General features: G+C 70.3%; 20 protein-coding genes and 1 pseudogene. 13 read left to right on the plus strand and 8 right to left on the minus strand.

Annotation, left to right across the window (positions count from 1 at the left end; translation table 11 throughout):
- Nucleotides 1-169: 169 nt before the first annotated feature.
- A complete protein-coding gene (locus VFV67_RS16390) occupies nucleotides 170-637 on the plus strand; it encodes a hypothetical protein (protein ID WP_326470975.1) in 468 nt (155 codons plus the stop codon).
- Between the two features lie 12 nt (nucleotides 638-649).
- Here VFV67_RS16390 and VFV67_RS16395 read toward each other — a convergent pair whose 3' ends face one another.
- The gene (locus VFV67_RS16395; RefSeq protein ID WP_326470976.1) at nucleotides 650-964 is read right to left on the minus strand and encodes a hypothetical protein; all 315 of its coding nucleotides are present in this window, start codon (nucleotides 962-964) and stop codon (nucleotides 650-652) included.
- 88 nt (nucleotides 965-1,052) lie between these two features.
- Between VFV67_RS16395 and VFV67_RS16400 the strand changes: the two genes are divergently transcribed.
- The 3 genes and pseudogenes from VFV67_RS16400 (at nucleotide 1,053) to VFV67_RS16410 (ending at nucleotide 2,624) form a co-directional block, all read left to right on the plus strand.
- Nucleotides 1,053-1,841 carry a hypothetical protein gene (locus tag VFV67_RS16400; RefSeq protein ID WP_326470978.1) on the plus strand — a complete coding sequence of 263 codons (789 nt, stop codon included), beginning with the start codon at nucleotides 1,053-1,055 and terminating at the stop codon, nucleotides 1,839-1,841.
- A 380-nt stretch (nucleotides 1,842-2,221) separates the two neighbouring features.
- Nucleotides 2,222-2,389: pseudogene (locus VFV67_RS36785) on the plus strand (hypothetical protein); the annotation flags it as partial.
- Nucleotides 2,390-2,465: 76 nt separating this feature from the next.
- Nucleotides 2,466-2,624: a GNAT family N-acetyltransferase gene (locus VFV67_RS16410; protein WP_326470981.1), complete on the plus strand. Its 159-nt coding sequence runs from the start codon at nucleotides 2,466-2,468 to the stop codon at nucleotides 2,622-2,624.
- Between the two features lie 76 nt (nucleotides 2,625-2,700).
- Here the strand turns inward: VFV67_RS16410 and VFV67_RS16415 are convergent, their stop codons facing one another.
- The 3 genes from VFV67_RS16415 to VFV67_RS16425 are packed head-to-tail and all read right to left on the minus strand — an operon-like array spanning nucleotide 2,701 to nucleotide 7,162.
- Nucleotides 2,701-3,636 (minus strand): PmoA family protein, encoded by a 936-nt coding sequence (locus VFV67_RS16415; protein WP_326470982.1) that lies wholly within the window; start codon nucleotides 3,634-3,636, stop codon nucleotides 2,701-2,703.
- Nucleotides 3,633-4,736 (minus strand): Gfo/Idh/MocA family oxidoreductase, encoded by a 1,104-nt coding sequence (locus VFV67_RS16420; protein ID WP_326470983.1) that lies wholly within the window; start codon nucleotides 4,734-4,736, stop codon nucleotides 3,633-3,635. The genes VFV67_RS16415 and VFV67_RS16420 overlap by 4 nt, the downstream gene beginning before the upstream one ends.
- On the minus strand, nucleotides 4,733-7,162 hold the full coding sequence (locus VFV67_RS16425; RefSeq protein ID WP_326470984.1) for a glycoside hydrolase family 3 N-terminal domain-containing protein: 2,430 nt from the start codon (nucleotides 7,160-7,162) through the stop codon (nucleotides 4,733-4,735). Before VFV67_RS16425 ends, VFV67_RS16420 begins: the two co-directional genes overlap by 4 nt.
- Before the next feature lie 177 nt (nucleotides 7,163-7,339).
- Between VFV67_RS16425 and VFV67_RS16430 the strand changes: the two genes are divergently transcribed.
- The 6 genes from VFV67_RS16430 to VFV67_RS16455 all read left to right on the plus strand — a co-directional run bounded on the left by VFV67_RS16430 (nucleotide 7,340) and on the right by VFV67_RS16455 (nucleotide 14,382).
- Nucleotides 7,340-8,329 (plus strand): ABC transporter permease, encoded by a 990-nt coding sequence (locus VFV67_RS16430; RefSeq protein WP_326470985.1) that lies wholly within the window; start codon nucleotides 7,340-7,342, stop codon nucleotides 8,327-8,329.
- Nucleotides 8,326-9,213 (plus strand): carbohydrate ABC transporter permease, encoded by an 888-nt coding sequence (locus VFV67_RS16435; protein WP_326470987.1) that lies wholly within the window; start codon nucleotides 8,326-8,328, stop codon nucleotides 9,211-9,213. Before VFV67_RS16430 ends, VFV67_RS16435 begins: the two co-directional genes overlap by 4 nt.
- Nucleotides 9,214-9,229: 16 nt before the next feature.
- On the plus strand, nucleotides 9,230-10,882 hold the full coding sequence (locus VFV67_RS16440) for a hypothetical protein (RefSeq protein WP_326470988.1): 1,653 nt from the start codon (nucleotides 9,230-9,232) through the stop codon (nucleotides 10,880-10,882).
- 93 nt (nucleotides 10,883-10,975) lie between these two features.
- Nucleotides 10,976-11,926 (plus strand): hypothetical protein, encoded by a 951-nt coding sequence (locus VFV67_RS16445; protein WP_326470989.1) that lies wholly within the window; start codon nucleotides 10,976-10,978, stop codon nucleotides 11,924-11,926.
- A gap of 67 nt (nucleotides 11,927-11,993) precedes the next feature.
- On the plus strand, nucleotides 11,994-13,838 hold the full coding sequence (locus VFV67_RS16450) for a glycoside hydrolase family 15 protein (protein WP_326470991.1): 1,845 nt from the start codon (nucleotides 11,994-11,996) through the stop codon (nucleotides 13,836-13,838).
- Between the two features lie 46 nt (nucleotides 13,839-13,884).
- A complete protein-coding gene (locus tag VFV67_RS16455; protein ID WP_326470993.1) occupies nucleotides 13,885-14,382 on the plus strand; it encodes an NUDIX hydrolase in 498 nt (165 codons plus the stop codon).
- An 89-nt stretch (nucleotides 14,383-14,471) separates the two neighbouring features.
- Here the strand turns inward: VFV67_RS16455 and VFV67_RS16460 are convergent, their stop codons facing one another.
- A complete protein-coding gene (locus VFV67_RS16460; protein ID WP_326470994.1) occupies nucleotides 14,472-15,626 on the minus strand; it encodes a mandelate racemase/muconate lactonizing enzyme family protein in 1,155 nt (384 codons plus the stop codon).
- Between the two features lie 84 nt (nucleotides 15,627-15,710).
- Here VFV67_RS16460 and VFV67_RS16465 point away from each other — a divergent pair, with 84 nt between their 5' ends.
- The 3 genes from VFV67_RS16465 to VFV67_RS16475 are packed head-to-tail and all read left to right on the plus strand — an operon-like array spanning nucleotide 15,711 to nucleotide 18,325.
- Entirely contained in the window at nucleotides 15,711-16,439 is a 729-nt protein-coding gene (locus VFV67_RS16465) for a FadR/GntR family transcriptional regulator (protein ID WP_326470995.1), read from the plus strand.
- Complete coding sequence (locus tag VFV67_RS16470; RefSeq protein ID WP_326470996.1) at nucleotides 16,436-17,434, plus strand: zinc-dependent alcohol dehydrogenase; 999 nt, start codon at nucleotides 16,436-16,438, stop codon at nucleotides 17,432-17,434. The genes VFV67_RS16465 and VFV67_RS16470 overlap by 4 nt, the downstream gene beginning before the upstream one ends.
- Nucleotides 17,435-17,446: 12 nt before the next feature.
- Nucleotides 17,447-18,325, plus strand: coding sequence for an SMP-30/gluconolactonase/LRE family protein (locus tag VFV67_RS16475; protein ID WP_326470997.1), 879 nt, complete (start codon nucleotides 17,447-17,449; stop codon nucleotides 18,323-18,325).
- A gap of 100 nt (nucleotides 18,326-18,425) precedes the next feature.
- On the opposite strand, the gene VFV67_RS16480 is transcribed toward VFV67_RS16475, so the two are convergent.
- From VFV67_RS16480 to VFV67_RS16490, 3 genes are read right to left on the minus strand one after another with little or no spacing between them, the layout of a single operon-like run.
- On the minus strand, nucleotides 18,426-19,934 hold the full coding sequence (locus VFV67_RS16480) for an alpha-L-fucosidase (RefSeq protein ID WP_326470998.1): 1,509 nt from the start codon (nucleotides 19,932-19,934) through the stop codon (nucleotides 18,426-18,428).
- Nucleotides 19,931-22,810 (minus strand): beta-galactosidase, encoded by a 2,880-nt coding sequence (locus VFV67_RS16485; RefSeq protein ID WP_326470999.1) that lies wholly within the window; start codon nucleotides 22,808-22,810, stop codon nucleotides 19,931-19,933. Before VFV67_RS16485 ends, VFV67_RS16480 begins: the two co-directional genes overlap by 4 nt.
- The gene (locus VFV67_RS16490) at nucleotides 22,807-23,562 is read right to left on the minus strand and encodes a GH12 family glycosyl hydrolase domain-containing protein (RefSeq protein ID WP_326471000.1); all 756 of its coding nucleotides are present in this window, start codon (nucleotides 23,560-23,562) and stop codon (nucleotides 22,807-22,809) included. The genes VFV67_RS16485 and VFV67_RS16490 overlap by 4 nt, the downstream gene beginning before the upstream one ends.
- Nucleotides 23,563-23,581 lie beyond the last annotated feature (19 nt).

Here is a 23,581-nt window from a genome sequence, read left to right on the forward strand (position 1 = left end):
GGCGAAACCCGGCGTCGTTCATGGGTCGAGACCTCAGGTGCGCGGCCGACCCCGGTCGGGTCGGCGTGGCGTACCGCGACTGTCGGTGCCTCGCGCTAAGTTCAGCCACCACATCTAGTAGCACCAGCCGCGCAAGACACCATCAGTAGTGCAAGGAGGGCACCCCGCCGTGACCCACGAACCCACCCGCGAACGCCTGCCGCAGCGCCGGTCGGGCGTCACACACTCGGTCGAGGTCAACGGGGCCGCGGTGTTCATGACGACCAACCGGTTCGCCGACGGCCGGCCCGGCGAGGTGTTCGCCAAGTGGGGCAAGGAGGGTTCCACCGCGGGCGGCCTGATGGACGCCTTCTCCATCGTGCTGTCCCTCGCGCTCCAGTACGGCGTGCCCGCCGACGTGATCGTCACCAAGCTCAAGGATCTCCGGTTCGAGCCCTTCGGCCGGACCGACGACCCCGACATCCCCGAGGCCTCCAGCGTCATGGACTGGCTGGCCCGGCGGATCGCCCTCGATCACCTATCCTTCGACACCCGCAAGAAACTCGACCTTCTCACCACCGACGAAGAAGCGTCGCTGCCCGCCGATGCCTACGCCGCCACCCCCCTCGTCCCCCACCAAACCTCGCGCAGTGCGTGACGGCCCTCGGCGTCACAGCCGGTCCACGTCGTCGACTCTGGGCAAGATGACCGTCGGAAACTGCCCCAACTCATCTGGCCTGATAGGACTGCGATACAGATCGTCTTCGGGCCAGCTCAGCCGGATACCTTGGCCCTTCTCAGTGGCATCGTCCACCAGCTCAGCCACCGTGATGGCCTCACCCTGGCCCCGGAACCGATGACGGGATCTGCGCGCTGCTCGTCGCCGCCGAGCCCGCCGGGTGTCGCCGACCAGGAACGAGATCGCGCACCCCAGCGCCACCACCAGCGGCACCATGAGGGCCAAGGCGATCCGCAGCTGGTCCACGGTTCACCGGCGAACAACGAGAGTCATGGTCGCGGCATCTCCCGCCCTCGGATCATGGATGGCACCTACTGAGAGATCATCACCTCCGATGACTACTGTTCAGCGCTGGACTGGCGCGGAGATCAAGGCACTCCGCTCCGCGATGCGCCGGACCGTGCGGGCGTTCGCCGAGCACCTCGGGGTGGACAGCCGCACGGTAAACAAGTGGGAATCTCGCGGGAGCGGTATCACCCCGCGACCGGAAACCCAAGGCATCCTGGACAGTGCCTTGCGATTGGCAGGCCCGGAGGTGCAGAGCCGGTTTGCGCAGGCGGTGGATCGCGGGCGGCAGGTATCTCGGGTCGCAACGCCTGTCCGCGACCGCTTCAGCCCTGGAGACGTTGAGCAACTACGCCGCGCACTGCACGACCTGTTCGCCGGAGGGCAGGTGACCGCGGCCAGCTTGGACGACTGGGAGCAAACCGTCGCCCGGCAGGGCACGGCCACCAAGGATCGACCGGCAACGATCTTGGTCCGTGATCTGGCCGCTGACGTTGCCGAACTCGGACGCGTCATGGCCGGATGCCATTCGTTGTCCGCCCAACGCCGACTGACCCGTGTGGCTGCCAACCTGTCCGGCCTGATGTGTCTGACCCAGGTCAAACTCGACGACCGGCAGGCGTTCCGACGCTGGGCCCGGACAGCTCGAATCGCCGCGAATGAAGCCGATGACGCCAGCACCTACTCGTGGGTCCTGCCCTCGGTCGGCCAAACGAAACGCGCGCCGCCCTGCGGCGAGCCGAGACTCTGGTGTCCCGGTTGGGCATGGAAAGGGCGCAACCATCGGCGTTCTCCTACAACGAAGCTCAACTACGCTTCCACGAGAGCAGTGCTATGACGCACCTCGGTGACATCAGGGCCGCCTGGCTGGCCCAAGACAAGGCGTTAGCGCTGGTTGCGTCGGCTGACTTCATGGATAGGACGTTCACCCGGCTGGATCGGGCGACATGTATTGCTGCGACGGGCGATCCGGCCGGGGCCAGCTCGTACGCCAGGGACACGCTGCTCGCCCTGACGGAAGCCCAGCGGGTCGGGATCATCACCGGTCGGGCCCGGCAGTTCATCGAGGCAATGCCGAAGCGCGTACGAGCGCAGCCAGCGGTTCATGAGTTGCATGATCTGCTCATGTTGCCGCAGGGACAGGAGGGATAGCCGGTGGTCTTGATCGCCCAGGTTGAGCCGCAGCACGTGGATGCGCTGACCGGGCTGCTGGAGGAAATGAACCGCCACTACGGGGTCACGGAGTTCGAGCCGTTCCAGCAAAGGTCGGTGCAGGTTCGGGACGCGTTGTTCAGGGAGTTGCCGGCTGGCTTCGCACTGCTGGCCTGGGATGGTGAGCGGCTTGTTGGTCTGGCTTCGTACTCGTTTCTGTGGCCGGCTGCGGGCGTGACCCGATCGTTGTATCTCAAGGAGTTGTATGTTGCCCGGACTCACCAACGGCGAGGCGTTTGGGACGTTGCTCATGGAGGCGCTCTGGGAGGTGGCTCGAAAGCACGCCTGCAGCCGAGTGGAGTGGACGGCCGACCGGGACAGCGATGGCGCGCGGCGGTTCTATGCGAAGCTGGGAACCGCGGTGCACGGGGGGAAGCTGTTCTACCGGGCGGAGTTTCCGGACGCTTGATCGGATCGCTGTTCGACGACGCCGGTTTCGCCGGGGTGGCCGCGCCAGCGGCCACCCGGCGAAACCGGCGCTGCGTTCAGGGGAGCGCGGTGAGGGCGGTGCGGCCGTGTTTGGCGAGGAGTTCGAGTCCGCTGGGGGTGGGTTCGCCGTCGGCGATGGTGATGGCGTAGCGGAGGGTGAGGGTGGTGGCGGGGGGGACGGGGACTTCGGCGCTGAAGAAGGGGGCGGGGCACAGGCAGGCGTAGATGCCGGTGCGCACGAACCATTGGGTGGGGTGGTCGGGGTTGTCGGGGGAGTCGACGAACACCAGGGTGGAGCAGCGGCCGTGGTCGTCGTGGCGGCCGGTGTAGGCGAGCCAGGGGGCTCGGATGCCCATGAGGTCGTCGCCACCGACCACGCCGGGGGCGTGCACGCGGCCGTCGCTGAACGAGCGGGGGCCACGCCAGAACAGGCCGCCGTAGCCGGCGTTGGGCCGGCCTTCGGTGGTGGGGCTGCCGATGCGGATCTCTTGGGAGGTCACGTTGGTCAGGGAGGTGGCGAAGGCCAGGGTCCAGGCGGCCTCGCCGGCCAGACCGAAGCACAGGGTGCGGTGTTCGGTGAACCAGGTTTCGCCGGGTTCGGTCACCCAGTCCAGGGTGTGTCCGATGTGGACGGAGACTTCGTTGGCCGACAGCGCGGTGAAGTCGCGGTGGCGCATCGTGCCGTTGTTGGGCAGTTGCTGGTAGCCGCCGACCCGGGTGTAGGTGACGCCGCCCCAGAAGTTGGCCGGGCCCACGTTCGGCAGCGACCAGGCGATTCCCTTGTGCCACACGTGATCGTGCGGGCGGTACAGGGTCACCAGGTCGCCGCCGAGCGTGTGCACCGGGTGGAGATACGGTCGGGGCGACTCCACCCGGGGATCCCAGGGCCGGTAGACGTAGCGGGCCAACTCCTTGCCGTCGTGGGAGATCCGCACCGACCGGCCGTGCTCGTGCAGCAGCCGCAAGCCGGTGACCGGCGGTTCCTCGGTCATGGCGCGCTCCCCACCGGCACCGCCCACGGCGCCCCGGTGCCGTCCATTCGCTCGTAGAACGGCGATCCGGGGCCGATCTCGCCCCGGTCCACCGGCGTCGCGGTAAACGCCGACGCGTAGATCGCCGCCACCAGCTCCATGGTGACCGCGGTGTCGGCGATCGTCACCGGCGGCGGTGTTCCGGCCTCCAGCGCGTCGAGCACGGCCGCGAACTGCGCGGCGTGCCCGCTCGGCCGGCCGGGCAACCCCTCCGCCCAGGCGGCGGACACCTCGTCCTCGTGGCCCGGCACCGGGGTCACCGACCAGTCGGCGTCCCCGTACCCGTACAGGTGCTCCAGTTCGACCGTGGCCCGCTCGAAGTCGACCCGCAGATAACTGGTCTGCCGCGGCGAGAGCAGGCTGTTCACCACGGTCGCCACCGCGCCGCTGTCGAACGTGACGATCGCGCAGGACAGGTCCTCGGTGGCGGTGGCCCGGGCCATCCGCCGCGCCACCGCGACCACCGACCGCCACGGACCGAGCAGGGACAGCAGCAGGTCGAACTGGTGGATCCCGTGCCCGAGCGTGGGTCCGCCGCCCTCGGTCTCCCACCGCCCGCGCCACGGCACGGCGAAGTACTCGTCGGTGCGCAGCCACAGCGTGTTGCACACCGCGGTCAGGGGCCGGCCCAGCCGGGCGGCGCCGACCAGTCGGCGCACCGACCGCGCGCCGCCGCCGAACCGGTGCTGGAACACGGTGGCGAACCGCCCGCCGCCGGCCTGCTCGGCGGCCGCGATGTCGGCCAACTCGGCCAGGCTGAGCGCCGGCGGCTTCTCGCACAGCACGACGTGCCCGGCGCGCAGGCAGCGCACCGCCTGTTCGCGGTGCAGCCACGGCGGGGTGCACAGATGGATCAGGTCCGGCGACTCGTTGCCCAGCAACAGATCCAGGTCGCGGTACCGGCGCGGCACCGACCAGGCTTCGCCGAACGCCGCCAGCCGCTCGGGATCCACGTCGGCCACGGCGACCAGCCGGACCCGGTCGCCGAGCTGGCGGAGGTTGTCCGCCTGCACGGCGGCGATCCCGCCGGTGCCGATGATCGCGACGTCGAACGTCCTCACCGGACGCTCACGTCCGCGGTGAGCCGGCGGCGGTGGTCCACCTCCCGTTCGGCCCCCACCAGGCGGATGCCGACCACGTGCCGGTCGTCCGCGCTGGAGGTGCCCAGCCGCAGGTCCAGGTCGCCGGGCTCGACGACGATCGTGCCGCGGCGCCCGGTGAACGCGGACAGGTCGGCGTGCACGCCGAAGCTGACGATTCGGGACTCCCCCGGCTCCAGCCGCACCTTGGCGTAGCCGATCAGCCGGACCACCGGGCGGGTGGCCTGCGCGACCGGGTCGTGCAGGTAGAGCTGGACGACCTCGGCGCCGACCCGGTCGCCGGTGTTGCACACCGCGACCGACACGCTCACCGAGCCGTCGGTGCCGGTCACCGTGCGGTCCGCCGGATCCACCGGCCGGCCGTCGATCCGGACGTCGGTCCAGTCGAACTCGGTGTAGGACAAGCCGTAGCCGAACGGGTAGAGCGGTGTGGGGTCGACGTTGGTCGCCTCGCTGCGTTGGGCCAGCGGCGGAACGAGGTAGGTCACCGACTGGCCGCGCCCGTGCCTCGGCATGCCGATCGGCAGCCGGCCGGACGGGTTGACCCGGCCGGCGAGCACTCGCGCCACCGCCGGGCCGCCCTCCTCGCCCGGGAAGAAGCACTGCACCACGGCGGCCAGCCGGCCGTCGAACCGGCCAAGGGCGTAGGGGCGGCCGGACAGCAGCACCAGCACGACCGGCACGCCGGTGTCCAGCAGGGCGGTCAGCAACTCCTCCTGAGCGCCGGGCAGGTACAGGTCCTCGGCGTCGCAGCCCTCGCCCGACGTGCCCCGCCCGAACAACCCGGCCCGGTCGCCGAGCGCCACCACGCACACCTCGGCCGACGTGGCGGCGGCGACCGCGGCGGGGATTCCGCTGGTGTCGGCGCTGTGCACGTCGCAGCCGACCACGTGCTCGATCGGCGTCTTCGGCAGCTCGTCGGCCAGCGCCTCGAGCAGCGTGGGGATGTGAATGCCCAGCGGCACACCGGGGTGCTGGATGCCGACGTGGCTGGGGAAGGTGTAGCAGCCCAGCATCGCCGAGATGGTGTCCGCCTGCGGCCCGACCAGGGCGATCGGCCGGTCCTCGCGCAGCGGCAGGGTTCCGTCGTTGGTCAGCAGCACCACCGACTCCTCGGCCATGGTGCGGGCCAACTCGCGGGCGTGCGGCGGGTCGAGGTCCAGGCTGCCGCGCAGATCCCTGCCCTCGTGACCGTCGGTGCCGACCACGGCCTCCAGTGCGGGCGGGACCGGCCGCCAGTCGGGGTCGAGCAGTCCCAGCTCGCATTTCTGCAGCAGCACCCGGGTGACCGCCCGGTCGATCAGCTCCCCGGGGATCTCGCCGTCCCGGACCGCGGCCAGCAGCGGCTCGCCGAAGCAGTCCACGTTGGGCAGTTCCACGTCAAGGCCGGCGGCGAGGGCCAGCCCGGCCGCATCGGCCGGCTCCCCGGCGACATGGTGCAGGGTCTGCAGGAACCGCACGCCGAAGTAGTCGGACACGACGGTGCCGTCGAACCCCCAGGTCGTCCGCAGCAGCCCGGTGAGCAGGTCGGGGTCGGCGGCCGGTGGTATCCCGTCGACCTCGGCGTAGGAGTGCATGACCGAGCGGGCCCCGCCCTCGCGCACGGCGAGCAGGAACGGCGGCAGGTGCACGTCGGCCAGCTCGCGCCGGCCGATCCCGACCGGAGCCATGTTCCGGCCGGCCCGGGAGGCGGCGTGCCCGGCGAGGTGTTTGAGCGTGGCGATCACGCCGGCGGACTGCAGGCCGCGCACGTAGCCGAGGCCGATGGTGGCGACCAGGTACGGGTCCTCGCCGATGGTCTCCTCGGTGCGCCCCCACCGCGGGTCGCGGTTGACGTCAAGTACCGGCGCCATGCCCTGGTGCACGCCCATGCTGCGCATGCCGTGCCCGATCTCGGCGGCCATCCGCTCGACCAGGTCCGGGTCGAACGCGGCACCCCAGGCAAGCGGCGTGGGGTAGACGGTGGCGGTCCAGGTCATGAACCCGGTCAGGCACTCCTCGTGCACCACGGCCGGGATCCGGAACCGGCCGGCCGAGACGATCTCGCCCTGCAGCCGGGCCAGCGCCATGGCGCCCACCGCCGGGTCGACCGGCGCGCTGCCGAACGGGCGGGTGAGCTGTCCGAGACCGAGCTTGATCAGCTCCGCCCAGTCCAGGTCCGGTCTGATCAGTTCATGCTGGAACGGGGCGACGTCGTCGCCGTCCTCCGGCACGCCGGCCCAGATGCTGTACAGCTGAGCGACCTTCTCGGTCAGGGTCATCCGGCCGACCAGGTCGGCCACCCGGTCCTGCGGGGCCAGCCCTCGGTCCTGCCACGGTTCCAGCTCCCCCGTCACCAGCACGGACTTCTCGCCCGGGCCACCGGGGTACCCGTCGTTATTCAGCATCGTTTCGAGACTCTTCCGGAAGTTGGGCTCAGCAAACCGGGACAGACAGGCCCAAACGTAGCCCCCGCTAAGGTCTTCCTTCAAGGGGTTGACCGGTTTTTTGCCTGGTCGTAGCCTGCAGGCAGCGTCCCGTAATTTTCGGACCACTGACCGATAACTCTTCCGGGAAGGCCAGCGTTGACGCGATTCGCTCAGGCGGTGGCCGAATCCACCCGATCCGTCCCGGTACCGCGCCGGCCGGACACCGGGCGGACCCGGGTGACCTGGCGACAGCGGCTCGGCCGGGACCGGGTGCTGGTGCTTGTCGCGCTGCCCGGCATCGCCTCGCTGGTGCTGTTCCACTACCTGCCGCTGCTCGGCAACGTCATCGCGTTCAAGGACTACGTGCCGTACATCGGGATCCTGGAGAGCGAGTGGGTCGGCCTGGCCAACTTCGCGGTGATCGTCAACGGCGACCCGCTGTTTCTCAACGCGCTGGGCAACACCGTGATCATCACCCTGCTCCAGGTCCTGGTGGTGTTCCCGGCGCCGATCGCGCTCGCCCTGCTGCTCAACAGCCTGATGTCCGAGCGGATCAAGCGGGTCGTGCAGAGTGTGCTGTACCTGCCGCACTTCCTGTCCTGGGTGATCGTCGTCGCGATCTTCCAGTACATGCTCGGCGACGCCGGGCTGCTCAACAACTTCATGCGCGACTACGACCTCGGCACGGTCAGCATCATCGGCAACCCGGAGGCGTTCAAGGCGCTGGTGACCGGGCAGGTGCTGTGGAAGGACGCCGGCTGGGCCACGATCCTGTTCCTGGCCGCACTGGCCCGGATCGACAACACTCTCTATGAGGCCTCCGCGGTGGACGGCGCCGGCCGCGCGCGGCAGCTGTGGCACGTCACCCTGCCCGGACTGCGCAGCCTGATCATCCTGCTGCTGATCCTGCGGCTTGGCGACTCGCTCTCGGTCGGTTTCGAGCAGATCGTGCTGCAGCGGGAGACCTACGGCGCCGACGCCGCCGAGGTGTTGGACACCTACGTCTACTACAACGGAATCCTGGCCGGCGAATGGGGATCCAGCGCCGCCGTCGGCATGGTCAAGGGCCTGGTCGGGCTGCTGCTCGTGTTGGGCGCCAACAAGTTGGCCCACCGGTTCGGTGAGCGGGGGATCTACCAGTCATGACCACCGCACCCGGCCTCAACCCGCCGGGCCTGCCGGCCCGGGCGGTCAAGGGCGTCGTGCTGCTCGCCTGCTGCGCCGTGGTGATCCTGCCGTTCATCACGATCGTCTCGACCAGCCTGGCCACCCGCGAGCAGGTGACCCGCTCCGGCGGCATGGTCTTCCTGCCCGACGAGATCAGCTTCGCCGCCTACCAGGCGATCTTCAACGGCGACGTGGTGACCAGGGCGATCCTGGTCAGCCTGATGGTCACGGTGGTCGGCACCACGCTCAGCCTGGTGTCCACCACGCTACTGGCCTACGGGCTGAGCCGGCGGGGATCCGTCGCACACAAGCCTTTTCTGATGATCGTGCTGTTCGCGCTGCTGTTCACGCCGGGCATCATCCCCAGCTATCTCATGGTCAAGAGCCTCGGCCTGATCGACACGTACTGGTCGCTGATCCTGCCGGTGATGATCAACGCGTTCAACGTGATCATCCTCCGGGCGTTCTTCATGGAACTGCCGGAGGAAGTGATCGACAGCGCCCGGATCGACGGGGCCGGCGACTTCGCCATCCTGTGGCGGATCGTGCTGCCGCTCAGCAAGGGCGTGCTCGCCGTCGTCGCGCTGTTCTACGCGGTCTCCTACTGGAACGCGTTCTTCTCGGCGCTGCTGTATCTCAACGACATCTCGATGTGGCCGTTGCAGCTCGTGCTGCGCACCTTCGTGGTGAACCAGACCCAGGTCGGCGTCGACCAACTAGGCGTGGCCGGCGCCGACCTGCCACCCCAGGAGGCCATCCAGATGGCCATCCTGGTGCTCTCCATCATCCCCATCCTCGTCGTCTATCCCTTCGTACAGCGACATTTCACGAAGGGTGTGCTGATCGGCGCGGTCAAAGGCTGAGCTCGGAGGAGGACCCATGAACAACGAACCGATCGACCGCCGCCGGTTCCTGTCCGGCACCCTGGCGACGGCCGCGCTCGCCGCCGCCGGGCCGAGCGTCCTGGCCGCCTGCGGCTCGGGGTCCGGTTCGGACCCCACCGCGGCGACCGAGGGCCTGAAACTGCCCACCTACCAGAGGTTTGACCGGGTCAAGCCGGACCTGCTCGGCAACGAGCAGGGCCTGCTGGACGCGTTCCTGTCCTACCCCACGCCGCCGGTCAAGGCGTTCGACAGCCCGCCCGGCGACGGCGGCACGGTGTCGGCGTTCGTGCAGACCAACTCCCCGGTGCCGCCCGCCCTGCCACAAAACCAGTTCTGGCAGGAGCTGAACAAGCGGCTCAACGTCGACCTGAAGCTCACCATCGTGCCCACGCCGGACATGGGCACCAAGTTCGCCACCCTGATCGCCGGGGACGACCTGCCGGACATCATCGAGCCGGCGCTGTTCCTGCCCAACGGAATGCCGACCGGGGTGGCCAACCTGCCGGCCTGGTTGGAAGCCAAGTGCCACGACCTCACCCCGTACCTGTCCGGCGACGCGGTCAAGGAGTACCCGTTCCTGGCCAACCTGCCGCCCGCGGCGTGGCGGCAGTGCCGGTTCAACGGCGGGATCTACGGCGTGCCGGTGCCGCGCGGCGTCGGCGGCACGCTGACCTTCCGCCGCGACGATCTGCTGGCCCAACTCGGCGTCAACCCGAACCCGGCGAGCTTCGCCGAGCTGCGGTCGCTGGCCATGCAGGTGTCCGACGCCAAGGCCAGCCGGTGGGCGTTCGCCCAGGCACCGACCGACTTCATCCGCCAGACGCTCGGCCTTCCGTGGCGGTGGAAGGAGGAGGGCGGCAAGTTCACCAGCGGGTACGAGATGGAGCAGGCCAAGCAGGCGCTGGCGGACGCTGCGGCGCTGACGCAGGCCGGCACGGTCCACCCGGACAGCACCGCGAACAACGCGCCGGTGAAGAAGTGGTTCAACTCCGGGCAGGCGCTGTTCATCAGCGACCGGTACACCGCGTGGCCGCAGTACTTCGCCGACAACGTCGCCGGTCCGTCGTTCGCCATCAGCGGGTTGCGCCCGCCCAAGCACGAGGGCGGCGGGTTCGCCGGCACCTGGCAGGCCGAGCCCACCAACAACTTCACCGCGTTCAAGAAGACCAGCGAGGACCGGATCAAGTACATGCTCCGGCTGGCCAACTGGTTCGCCGCCCCGTTCGGCACCGCGGAGTACCTGTTCAAGGTGTACGGCGTGGAGGGCGTGCACTACAACGTGCGCAACGGCGGCCCGGCGCGCACACAGGAAGGCGTGGCGCAGACCGCGTTGGGCATCATCTACATCGTCGACGCCCCATCGGTGATCTTCATTCCGGGCAACCCGGACGCCACCCGCAAGTCCTACGACTACCAGGCCTCGATCATCCCGACGTCGGTGCGCGATCCCAGCGTCGGCCTGTACTCCGATACCTGGTCGCGTAAGCAGGGCCAGCTCGGCCAGATCATCAACGACGCGCAGCAGGACATCGTGAGCGGCCGCAAGCCGGTCTCGTCCTGGGACGACGCCGTGAAGACGTGGCGCAGCACCGGCGGCGACGCCGTACGCAAGGAGTTCGAGGAGGCCTTCGCCCGCGAGAACAGCTAGAGGAGCTTGGGCCCACAAGGTCCAGCCATGGGTGCCACGCACGGGTTCGGTGGGCGGCCCGTGCGTGGCATTCGTGGTTTCTATGCTTGGTCGGTGCGCCGCATCTGGCTGATCCCGTTGTTGCTGCTCGCCGCGTGCTCGGCGCCGCCCGCGCCCTCGCCGCCGCCGGGCCCGGATCGGTGGACCGAGCGGGCCGCCGCGCCACACGCCCGCACCGAGGTGTCCGCCGCGACGCTCGGCAACCGGATCTGGGTGCTCGGCGGCATGGACGACGACGGCCGCCCGGCGCCGGACGTCATGATCTACGACCCGGCCGCCGACCGGTGGAGCACCGGACCGGCGCTGCCCGAGGGCGTGCACCACGCGGCCGCGGCCGGCGACGGCTCCCGGCTGTGGATCGCCGGCGGCTACGTCGATTCCGGCTCCGGCCACCAACCCACCGCCGCCGTGCGGATGATCGACTCGGCCACCGGCACCTGGTCCGACGGCCCCCCGCTGCCATCCCCGCGCGGCGCCGGCGCCCTCGCCTGGGACGGTTCCCGCCTGGTGTTCGCCGGCGGCGTCGGACCGTCCAGCCTGTCCGGCGACGTTTTCGCGCTGGAGAACGGATCCTGGCGCACCCTCGGCCGCCTCACCACCGCGCGCGAACACCTAGCCGCCGCCTCCGACGGCTCCGGCTCGACCTACTTCCTGGCCGGCCGCCTCGGCGGCCTCGACACCAACCGCCCCGACGTCGACCTGGTCACCGGCGCGGTGGTCACCCGCATCGGCGCCGTCCCCACCGCGCGCGGCGGCGTCGCCGGCTTCTACTCCCCCACCCACGGCGCCTGCGTAGCCGGCGGCGAACAACCCTCCGGCACCTTCACCCAAGTCGAATGCATCCGCTCGGACGCAACCACCACCACCCTCCCCCCACTGACCACCCCCCGCCACGGCCTCGGCGCCGTCTACCTCGACGGCACCGCCTACGCATTACTCGGCGGCCCCAACCCCGGCCTCACCGTCAGCCCCACCATCCAGGCGCTCCGACCCACGACGCCCTGAGGTTGCGCCGTAGTCCTCGCCCACGGCAGGCGATGCGCCGGGACGTCCGCACGCGAACACTGCGGCCATGGTCGAAACCGCGATTGCTGATCACGGCCTGATCGGCGACCTGCACACCACGGCGCTGATCAGCACGGACGGTTCGGTCGACTGGTTCTGCTGTCCCCGGTTCGACTCGCCGAGCGTGTTCGGCGCGCTGCTCGACGACCAGCGCGGGGGCCACTTCCGGGTGCGGCCGGCCGGCCAGGCGTACCACAGCAAGCAGATGTACTTCCCGGACTCCACCGCGCTGATCACACGGTTCTTCACCGAGTCCGGCGTGGGCGAGGTCGTCGACTTCATGCCGCCGCTCGGCCCGGTCGCAACCGACAACCACCGGCTCGTGCGGATGCTGCGCTGTGTACGAGGCCGGATGAGCTTCGAGGTGGAGGTGGCGCCCAGGTTCGACTACGGCCGGGCAGCGCACCGCACGCAGGTGACCGAGCACGGAGCGGTGTTCGCCTCCGACGCCCTGACCCTTACGTTGCACGCCGTCCGGGATTCGGACGACGCCAAGCTCGCGCGGATCGAGGTGCGCGATGGCGATGTGCGGGTCTCGGTCGATCTGGTGGCCGGTCAGCTGCGCGGGTTGCTGCTCGAGTCGGCGGCGGACGGGCCGCCGCGCGAGATTCCCGTTGCGCGGTTCCAGGCACTGTTCGACGAGACGGTCGGCTACTGGCGGTCCTGGCTCGCGCGGTCCACCTACAGCGGACGGTGGCGGGAGATCGTGGAGCGCTCGGCGATCACGCTCAAGCTGATGACCTACGCCCCCACCGGTGGCCTGGTGGCCGCACCGACCCTGGGTTTACCCGAACAGGTGGGTGGCGAACGCAACTGGGACTACCGGTACACCTGGATCCGCGACGCGTCGTTTTCGGTCTACGCACTGCTCGGTCTCGGGTTCACCGAGGAGGCCGCCCAGTTCGCGACCTGGCTCGGCGACCGGGTCCGTGACCACGCAGCAGGCGAAAGCGGTCCGCTGAACATCATGTACCGGGTCGACGGCACGTCGGATCTCCAGGAGGAGGTCCTTGAGCACTGGTCGGGCTACCGCGGCTCGCGTCCGGTGCGGGTCGGCAACGGCGCCGCCGGCCAGCTCCAGCTCGACATCTACGGCGAGGCCCTGGACAGCGTCTACTTCGCCGACCAGGCCGGATTGCGGGTATCCCATCAGGGCTGGACCGCGGTCCGCGAGGTGCTGGACTGGGTGGCCGGGAACTGGGACCAGCCCGACGAAGGAATCTGGGAGACCCGGGGCGGCCGGCAACCCTTCACCTACGGCCGCCTGATGAGCTGGGTCGCCCTCGACCGCGGGATCCGGCTCGCCACCGCACACGGCCGACCCGCTGCGCTCGAGGGCTGGACCCGGGAGCGGGACGCGATCTACGACCAGATCATGCTGCGCGGCTGGAATCCCGAGCGACGCGCGTTCGTGCAGCACTACCACACCGACGTCCTCGACTCCGCCCTGCTGCGGATGCCCACCGTCGGATTCATCTCCCCGCGCGATCCCCAGTGGCTGTCCACACTGGACGCCATGGACACCGAACTGGTCACCGACAGCCTGGTCTACCGCTACGATCCGGCCGCGTCCCCGGACGGCCTGCGCGGTTCCGAGGGCACGTTCTCGTTGTGCACCTTCGCCTACGTCGACGCCCTGACCCGGGCCGGACGCACCGGCGACGCCCGCAACGCCTTCGAGAAGATGCTCACCTACGCCAACCACCTCGGCCTCTACTCGGAGGAGATCGCCCTGACCGGCGAACAGATCGGCAACTTCCCCCAGGCCTTCACCCACCTCGCCCTCATCGATTCGGCGATCACCCTCAACGCCGCACTCGACGCCGCTCAGCACCGGTCCCGCGCCAACTGAGCTGCCGCCCCGCCGAGCCGTCGACGTGATCAGGAGACCAGCCCGGATGCCCGACACCCCCGCCGCAGCCGCAGTTCTCCGCGTCGGGGCCCGCGTGCTTCTCCTCGATCGCAACGATCGGATCCTGCTCATCCATGCGCGGGATCCCGACCGGCCCGAGCATCACTGGTGGGAACTACCCGGTGGCGGCTGTGATCCCGGCGAACCTCCGACCCAGACCGCCCGGCGCGAACTGGCCGAGGAAACCGGCATCCTCGTCGAACACATCGGCCCGCACCTCTGGGACCGCGAGACCCGGTTCCACTATCGCGGCCGCGAACACCACCGGCGCGAGAGTGTCTACCTCGCCCGGATCACCGACAGCGCACCGACCCTGCGGCCCAGGCACACCGCCAACGAGAAGGCCGGCCTCATCGAGCACCGCTGGTGGACCCAACCCGACCTCGCCGCCTGCCGCGACAAGCTACTACCGCCCAACCTTCCCGCCCTATTCGCCGACATCCTGCGCGGCACGCTTCGGCGGCCGGTCCTCCTCCTCGCATGAAGCTGCACGACGTCGGCTCCGCGCATTGTGGACCACGAACCGGAACGCCGGCCGGCGGCCGGCTCGGTGGTGGAGCCGGTCCACCTTGGTTACGCGCGTTGGGCTTGGCGGCGTTCCCAGCCGGATTCGAAGAGGTTGAAGTGGACGGCTACGCGGGGGTGTTGGGCCAGGAGGTCGTGGTTCAGCTCGACGCCGAGGCCGGGGGCGGTGGGGAGGGGGAAGTGGCCGGCGGTGACCTCGGGAAGGCCGGGGACGCAGTCGGACACGAAGGGGTCGGCGAAGTCGTTGAAGTATTCCTGGATCTTGAAGTTGACCATGGTGGCGGCCAGGTGCAGGTTGGCGGCCGTCGAGATGGCGCCGCCGACGTTGTGCGGGGCCATCAACAGGTAGTGGGTTTCGGCGGTGCCGGCGAGTTTCTTGGCTTCCAGGAGGCCACCCGAGTGGGTGATGTCGGTTTGCAGGATGTCGGCGGCCTGGGATTCGAAGAGTTCGCGGTAGTCATAGCGGGTGTGCAGGCGTTCGCCGGTGGCGATGGGGATGTCGGTGTGGGCGGCGACGGTGACGAGGGCCTTGAGGTTTTCCGGGGGAACGGGTTCCTCGATCCAGGCGGGGCGGAACGGGGTCAGCAGCCCGGCCACGCGAATGGCGGTGGCGGCGCTGAAGCGGCCGTGCATCTCGATGAACAACTCGGCGTCGGGGCCGATGGCGTCGCGCACCGCCTCGACCAGCGACACCGAGCGGGCGGTCTCGTTGGCGTCGAGCTCGAACATGCCGGCGCCGAACGGGTCGACCTTGAGGCCCTGGTAACCGCGGGCCACCACGCGCGCGGCGGCGGCGTTGAACTCCTCGGGGGTGCGCTCGACCTGGTACCAGCCGTTGGCGTAGGCGCGGATCTGGTCGCGCACGGCGCCGCCGAGGAGCTTGTAGACGGGCAGACCGAGGGCCTTGCCCTGGATGTCCCAGCAGGCGATCTCGATGATGGCGAGGGCGGACATGGCGATCTCGCCGGGGCGGGCGTAGTCGTACCGGGTCATCCGGTGGACCAGGCTCTCCACGTCGAACGGGTCGGTGCCCACCACGTGCCGGGGCACGGCTTCGGCCAGGTAGCCGTGCAGCGCGTCGGTATGGTTGAGCATCCGGACCTCGCCAAGGCCGGTGATGCCCTCGTCGGTCTGCACCTCGACAATGGTGAGATTGCGCCAGGCCGTGCCGAGCACGTGAGTGCGGACCCCGGTGATCTTCATTGGCGGACCCCCTTGAGCGCAACGAGGTGCATGGTCGATGCTAGGTGGTTTGACTTTATCTATCAATCATTCGATGATTCAGCCGTGAAGGCGGAGGGGCCGCTCGGTCGGCACCGGACCATGCACGGCCAGGTGGTGGAGTGGCTGGGCCGGCGCATCGTGTCCGGTGAGCTCGGCGACGGCAGCCAACTGCCCAACGAGGCCGATCTGGCCGCCCAGCTCAAGGTCAGCCGCGGTGGCATCCGCGAGGCGGTGAAGGCGCTCGCGGCCAAGGGTTTGGTCGAGGCGCGGCCCCGGCTCGGCACCCGGGTGCTGCCGCGCAGCGAGTGGAACCTGATGGACGCCGAGGTGATCATCTGGCGCGGCCGGCCGGCCGACCCGCAGTTCCTGCGCGAGCTGTTCGAGCTGCGGCTGATGGTCGAGCCGGGCGCCGCCTGTCTCGCCGCCGACCGGATCACCCCGGAGCAGGCCCGGACGCTGGAGTCGGCCTACCTGGCCATGGCCGAATACGCCCCCCAACTTCCCGAGCGCGAGGCGGAGTTCGTCGAGGCCGACCTGACCTTTCATCTGACGCTGCTGCGGGCCAGCGGCAACCAGCTGGTCGAGCACCTCGGCCGGCTGCTGGAACCCAGCCTGCACCACGGACTGGAGGCCAGCTCGCACGTGCCGGGCGGGGTCGCCGCGACGCTTCCCCACCACAAGGCGGTGTTCCACGCCGTGCGGGACCACCACGCCCGCGCCGCCGAACGATCCAGCCGCCGGCTGATCGAGGCCACCGCCACCGCCGTCGAGACGATGCTCGGCCCCCCGTGAGGGAAATATGGATCGACGAGCCCGGCCGGATCCGGGTGGCCGGCGCCGAGCCGCGCACCCCGGGCCCTGGCGGGGCGCTGGTGCGGGTGGCCTATGCCGGGATCTGCGGCTCGGACCGCGAGGTGCTCGCCGGTAGCCGGCCGGCGGCGTTCGTGCGCTATCCCGTGGTACCCGGGCACGAGTGGTCCGGCACGGTCGAGGCGGTCGGCGACGGCACCGACCCCGGGTTGGTCGGAAAGCCCGTGGTGGGCGAGAACATCCGCGCCTGCGGGCGGTGTCCGGCCTGCCGGCGCGGCGACGGCAACCTGTGCTCGGCCGACTACGACGAGACCGGCTTCACCCGTCCCGGCGCCTGGGCGGACCAGCTCATCGTGCCGGCGGGGGCGCTGCACGTGCTGCCGGCGGACAGCGACCTGCGGGCGGCGGCGGTGCTGGAGCCGGCCGCCTGCGTCGCGTCGGCCTGCGGCAAGCTCAGCCCGGCTCCCGGGGAGCGGGCGGCGGTGGTCGGCGCCGGCACCCTTGGCCTGTTGGCCACCCAACTGCTGGCCGCCCACCACCCGGCCGAACTGGTGGTGATCGACCCCAGGGCCGACCGGGCCGAGCTGGCCCGGCGGTGCGGGGCGACCGCGGTGCACGCCGATGCGCCCGCGACCGGCGGGTTCGACCTGGTCGTGGAGGCGGCCGGGGTCACCGGAACCGCCCGTACGGCGGTGCGGCTGGTCCGGCGCGGCGGCCGGATCGCGCTGATCGGGATCCCTGGCGCCGACGACGACCCGCCCACCCCGGCCGAGCTGGTGCTCGGTGAGATCACCGTGCACACCGTGTTCGGCGCGCCGACCCGGGCCTGGGCGGCGGCGGTGCGCGCGTTCGCCGCCGGCGCGCTCGATCCCGCCGTGCTGATCACCCACGAGGTGGGTCTGGCCGACGTGACCGAGGCGTTCCGGCTGCTCGCCGATCCGGACTCCGGCGCGGTGAAGATCCTTCTCCGACCCTGAAAGGAAACCCGGGTGTCCACAGTGGAGCAGATCACCGACCCGGTCGCCGCGCACGGTGAGGGCCCGGTCTGGCACCCCGGCTGGCCCGGCCTGCGCTGGGTGGACATGCTGGCCGGCGACGTGCTCGAACTGAACCGGCAAACCCTTGCGGTGACCCGGTTCCACGTCAGCGCCGTGGTGGCGGCGCTGCGCCCGTGCGCGGACGGTGGCACGGTGCTCGCCGTGGAGCGCGGATTCGCCCTGGCCGACGCCGACCTGCGCAACGTGCGCCCGCAGGGCGAGCTGTGGACCGATCCCGGTGTCCGGATGAACGAGGGCGACTGCGACCCGCACGGCCGGTTCTACTGCGGATCGATGGCGTACCGGGAAACTCCGGGCGCCGGAACGCTGTACCGGCTGAACAGCAACAGCACGGTGAGCGTGGTGCTCACCGGCGTGACCATCTCCAACGGCCTGGCCTGGAGCCCGGACGGCGGCACCGCCTACTACGTGGACAGCCCCACCCACCGCGTCGACGCGTTCGACTACGACGGCGAGCTGACCGGCCGGCGCACGCTGTTCACCATCGACGAGGCGGACGGCGCCCCGGACGGCCTGACCGTGGACGCCGACGGCCGGCTGTGGGTCGCGCTGTGGGGCGGCGGCGCGGTGCGCTGCTACACGCCGGACGGCCAACTGGTCGAGCAGTTCGACCTACCGGTCCCCCGGGTGACCGCGTGCACGTTCGGCGGGGCCGAACTGGACGAGCTGTACATCACGACCTCCCGACAGGACACCGACCTGGCGGTCCACCGGCAGGCCGGTGCCCTGTTCCGGGCCCGCCCAGGGGTCAAGGGCCGGCCCGCTCGGACCTATGTCGAAGGCCCCGCTCTCGTCGTCCAGCCGACGTGACAGGGCACCGACCTCCACGCCCACCGGGAGGCCGGTGCCCTGTTCCGGGCCCGCCCAGGCGTCGAGGGCGGGCCCACTCGGACAGTTGCCGGGAGCTCCGCTACTCCCGGCTGCCCAACGTGATCTCGCTGACCCGCACGGTCCCGCCGCCGACCGCGGAAAGGGCGTGCAGCCGCACGTAGCGGGCCCGGACCGGACGGAACCGGGCCTGCTTGAGCAGGTGGTCACCGGCCCAGGTGCCCCGGCTCACCTCGCGGAACCGCACACCGTCCACACTGGTCTCGACCCGGTAGCCGGTGATGTTGCCCTCGGTCAGGTAGTCGTACTGATGGTTGGTCGCGGTGTCCTGGCGCGGTAGGTAGGCGAGCGTGTCGATGCCGGACCGCACCCGGCCGAGGTCCAGCGTGATCGCCTGCGGCGCCGGGGCTTCGGACAGCCACAACGTCTGGTCGGCCTGGCCGTTCCAGCCGAAGTCGCTGTGCCCGTCGATCAGCGCGGCCGCGGTGCCGCTGGTGGCCGTCGCGGCGACCGGGGTGAGCTGGCGGATCAACTGGTCCGGCTGGGCCGGCAGCGGCGGACGACCGCGGTCCGGCCGCCACCGCGCGCCGACCTGGTGCAGGGTCTGGACCATGGTCGCGTCCAGCAGGCCCTGCGGGTTGGGCGGGCAGTTGAGGATGAACGTGCAGTAGCGCGGTTCCAGGATGTCGAGGTGCCCTTCGACGATCTGCTCCGGGGTGAGCAGCAGGTTCGGCGTCGCCGGGTGCCAGAACCAGCCGGCCGGGGAGATGGTCTGTCCCTGGCTGGCCGCGAACGTGTTGTCCTCCGGGCAGAACACGCCACCCTTGGGCTCCTCGATGAACAGCAGGTCGGAGTCCCACGGCACGGTCAGCCCGTTGAGGTCCAGCACCAGGCAGTCGGGCTGGATGGACGCCACGTGCGCGCGGATGTCGCCGAACGAGATGGTGTTGTGGCCGAGCTTGGGATGCCAGGCCCAGCCGTCGAAGATGAGCAGCGGCACCCGCCCGTACCGGGTGAGCAGCTCGGTCAGCTGGCCCTTGACCAGGTCCAGGTCGATCGGTGCCGGCTCGTCCCAGACCGGCGGACCGACCCCGTTGGTGCGGTCCCAGATGGAGAAGTACAGGCACGGCGTGACACCCCGGGACCGGAACGCGTCCATGTACTCGCGGACCACGTCGTGCCGGTAGGAACTGCTCATCACGTCGTAGTCGGTGTAGCGCGACGGCCACAGGCAGAACCCGTCGTGGTGCTTGGCGGTCAGCACGGCGAACCGCATTCCGGCGGCGCGCGCGGCGTCCGCCCACTGGCCGCAGTCCAGCTCGGTCGGGTTGAACGAGAGCGGGTCCTGGTTGGGGTTGACCCATTCCTGGTCGTGGTACGTGCCCATGTTGAAGTGCAGGAACATCCCGAACCGCCAGTCGACGAACCGCTTCTGCAGCTCATAGCGGTTCCCGGCCCGATGAGCACCGCCACGGCGACCGTCATCGTCGCGCGCCGGGTCGGCCGCGGCTGGCACCGGCAGCGCGCCCGCCGCCGCCAGCGCTCCGGCCGCGGCAAGGAAACCGCGGCGGCCCAACGCATCCGTACTCACTGTCGGACACCTCCCCGTTGGTTGCCGAGCGCCACCAGGCTGACCGGACCCGGTCCGCCCGGCGCGGCCTCGGGTGCGATCACGGCCAGCGCGAGTGTGTTGCGGCCGTGCTCGTCGAGCAGTCCGGCGGGCAGCACGAAGTCCCGCTGCGGACCGAGGTTGTTGATGTACTTGCCGACGTTCCAGCCGTTGAGGAAGATCAGCACGCGGTAGTCGCGGCTGGTGTCGCCGCCGAACCGCAGGCCGACCGGCACGTCCTGGTCGCGCGGCAGGTCGAGCCGGAACGTGGTGCGGTACCAGGAGATTCCGGGGGTGAGCGGGCCGTCGTCCGGGGTGCCGACCGGGCGCCAGGCCCGGTCCGGGGACTCCGGCAGGTGCCAGCCGGCCCGTTCGCCGAACAGGCCGCCGTTGTTCAGCGGGCCACGCATCCGGTCGGCGAGGTCCCGGCCGCCCCGGGTGCCCTGGATCCGCCAGGCGATCGGTGCGGACGAGCCCTGCAGCACCGCGCCGGTCAGGCCGCGCGGCTGCTTGAACCGCATGTCGTTGGCGATCCAGTCGTCGTTGTGGCCCATGTTCTCGACCAGGACGGCGAGCGTGGCGGTGGATCCGGGGGTGAGCAGCCCGGCCGGGATGGCGAAGTCGCCGCGGCCCGGGTCGGGGTTGGGGTTCGGGTTGTCCGGATCGGTGTCCGCCTGGGTGCCGCCGTTGGCGACACCGAGATAGCGGCCGTTCAGCCACACCTGGTAGATCCCGTTCTTGCCGGTGATCGCGTTCAGGGTCACCGCGGTCTCGGCTCCGGTGGCGGTGAACCGGCCGCGATACCAGACGTGGCCGTAGTCGAACCCGTAGTCGCCGGCGTAGAGCACCGGCAGGGTCCGGGGCGGCAGCGGGCTGGTCGAGACGGTCTTGTCCGCCACCGTCCAGCCGCGGTCGTCGAAGTCCACTGTGGACTCCGGCGCCTCGGTGCGCTGCCGCCAGCCGGTCAGCGCCGGCAACCGCACCGGATCCGGGCCGCGGAGCACGGCAAGCAGCGAGCCGCTCGCCGTGCGCCGGGCGTGCACCGGGCCGGCGTCAACGATCAGCCGACGCGCCGGCGCCGGCCCGAATACTTCCACCTCCCCCGTGGTGGCCAGGTCCGCGCGCAGGTGCACGGCGTCCCGGGAGACCTGCGCCGAGCGGGCCAGCGAGGTGCCGCGCACCAGCACCGGTCCGGCGTTGGTGTCCAGGCGCCAGAAGGCGGCCGCGGTCTGGTCGGTACCGAGCAGCAGCAGCACCGGCCGCCGGCCGCCGTCGCTGACCAGCACCCTGGCCAGTCCGGAGTGGACGTAGTCCAGCCGGAGGTCTCCGGTGGCCGGGTCGTAGGCGGACCGGACGGTTCCGTCGAGCACCCGCACGGTGGGCCGGGAGCGGTAGCGCAGCACGGTCGAGCCGGACTCGCCGTCCCGGCCGTAGAGCAGGGCCACGTCCTTGCCGCCGATGAACGCGTGCGTCATCAGCTCCGAGTTGGACCACACCAGCCGCTGCCCGCCGAGGTCGTAGCCCGCCACCAGGACCTTGGCGTCCCGCCCGTTCACCCGGACCGGCACGGTGTAGCGGCCATCCGGCGTCATCCAGTCCAATGTGGACTGATCATCGGTCTGCGCCGCCCGGTCGGCGTGCCGGACCAGCACGAACTGGGTGCGGGTGTCCGGGTTGGCCCGCGCGCTGGTGGCGACGACCGGGTTGGCCGAGGCCGGCGCGGTGGCCGGATCGGTCTTCGTCAGCGGCGCCACCGAGGTGACGAAGTAGCCCTGGCGCTTGAACTCGTCGTACTTGTCGGTGTGCTGACGGGCTTCGGTGATCGCCGCGCCGTAGTCGTAGGAGGTGTAGACGTCGTTGGGTTGGCCCAGCCAGCCCCAGTTGGTGCCGCCGTAGGTCATGTAGTAGCCGTATAGCGTGGCGCCACTGGTGATCAGGTTGGATTTGTAGAAGAACTTCATGTAGCTCGGCCCGGTCAGCTCGGCGCAGCCCTCGTAGCCGGCCCGGTTCAGGTCGATCGCGCCGGCCTGGTACTCGGCCGCGTAGACCGGCGCGTCGTCGCGCAGCCGCTCGGTGATGCCCTGGCCCCACGGCCCCCAGACGTCCGGCGTCTGGCACTCGAAGGACTGGGGATAGTCGTCCACGCCCGGAATCTGCACCGCGCCCGGCCCGGTTCCCCAACTGGACGACCATTCCGCGGCGTCACAGCAGGCGTTGTGGGTGATCGGCACGTCGATGTCGGCCGCCCGGGCCTGGTCCTGGAGGTCCTGCATGTATGCGGCGGAGGTGTTCACCGCGTATTCGTTCTCCACGTTGTACAGCAGTACCGAACCGCCCCGGGTGACCTGGTGCCGTGCGATGATCGGGTTGATCCGGCCGAGCCATTCCCGGTAGGCCGCGGTGTAGCCGGGGTCGGACGACCGCGCCCGGCCGGGAACCTGCTTGAGCCAGGCCGGGAAGCCGCCGCCGCTCACCTCGGCGTTGATGTACGGGCCTGGCCGGACCACCGTGTACAGCCCGACCTCCTCGGCCAGGCGCAACAGCTTGTCCACGTCCCGCACGCCGGTGAAGTCGTACACGCCCGGCGCAGGCGAGTGGTAGGCCCAGTTGAAGTACAACGAGACGCCGTTGAACCCGGCGGCCTTGATCCGTTCCAGCACGTCCCGCCACAGCTGCTGGCTGGGCAGCCGGAAGTAGTGGAACTCCCCGCCCCACAGGAACAGCCGCTTCCCGTCGACGCTGACGGAGTGGTGGTCGTAGCTGACCGTGTGCACCGGCCGGGTCTGCGGCTCCGCCGAAGCCGGTGGCACGGCGAGGAATCCCGCGATCAGCAGCGCCGCGAGCAACCGTCGCGTCATCGGATGTCCGCGGTGTAGGAGTCGACGTCGAGCCGGCCGCTGCCGATGAACACCTCGGTGCCGTGCTCGATGCTGGACAGGTACTTGGTGTTGCTCATCCAGCCGCGGGAGATGAGGTTGTTCAGGAAGTCCTGCATGTGCAGGGTGGCCGAGGTGGCGTTGGACCGGCGGATGAACGAGAAGACGTTCCAGCCGATGTTGCCGCGGTAGAGGTCCCAGCTGGTGCCGGCGATGTTCACCGTGCCCTGGAAGGTGCCGAGCGGCCCGGCCCCACCGGACCGGTAGGTCCAGATCATCACCTCGTCGGTGGGGTTGTCCGGCCAGTCCGGGTTCGGGATGGTGTGCAGCCACAGGTCGTAGGCGACGTTCATGGTGCCCGAGCCGGACACCCGGTAGCGCACGTCGGTGAAGATGTCCCGCCCGGCGTTGAGCCGGACCGGCAGCTCGGTGCCGCCGGTCTTCCAGCCCCAGTGCCAGCCGAGCACGCTGCTGGTGAAGGACTTCACCTGGCTGGGCTGCCCGGACCAGGTCCAGCTGGTGTTCCAGCCGATGGTGGCGCCGGACCTGGTGTCGGACAAGCACTGCGAGCCGGAGCCGGCGCTCTGGCCCCACAGGTTGTTGTTGACGTAGTACTTGCCGAGCGTGATCGTGCCGAACGCGGTACAGGTGGTGGCCGCCTGTGCCGGCGTGGCGGGGGCAAGGACCACCGCGGCGCAGGCCGCGGCGAGCAGGGATGCCGTCTTGCGCAACATGTTTTCGCCTCTTGGCTAT

Source organism: Actinophytocola sp., from assembly GCF_035762905.1.
Classification (GTDB): domain Bacteria; phylum Actinomycetota; class Actinomycetes; order Mycobacteriales; family Pseudonocardiaceae; genus DASYTH01.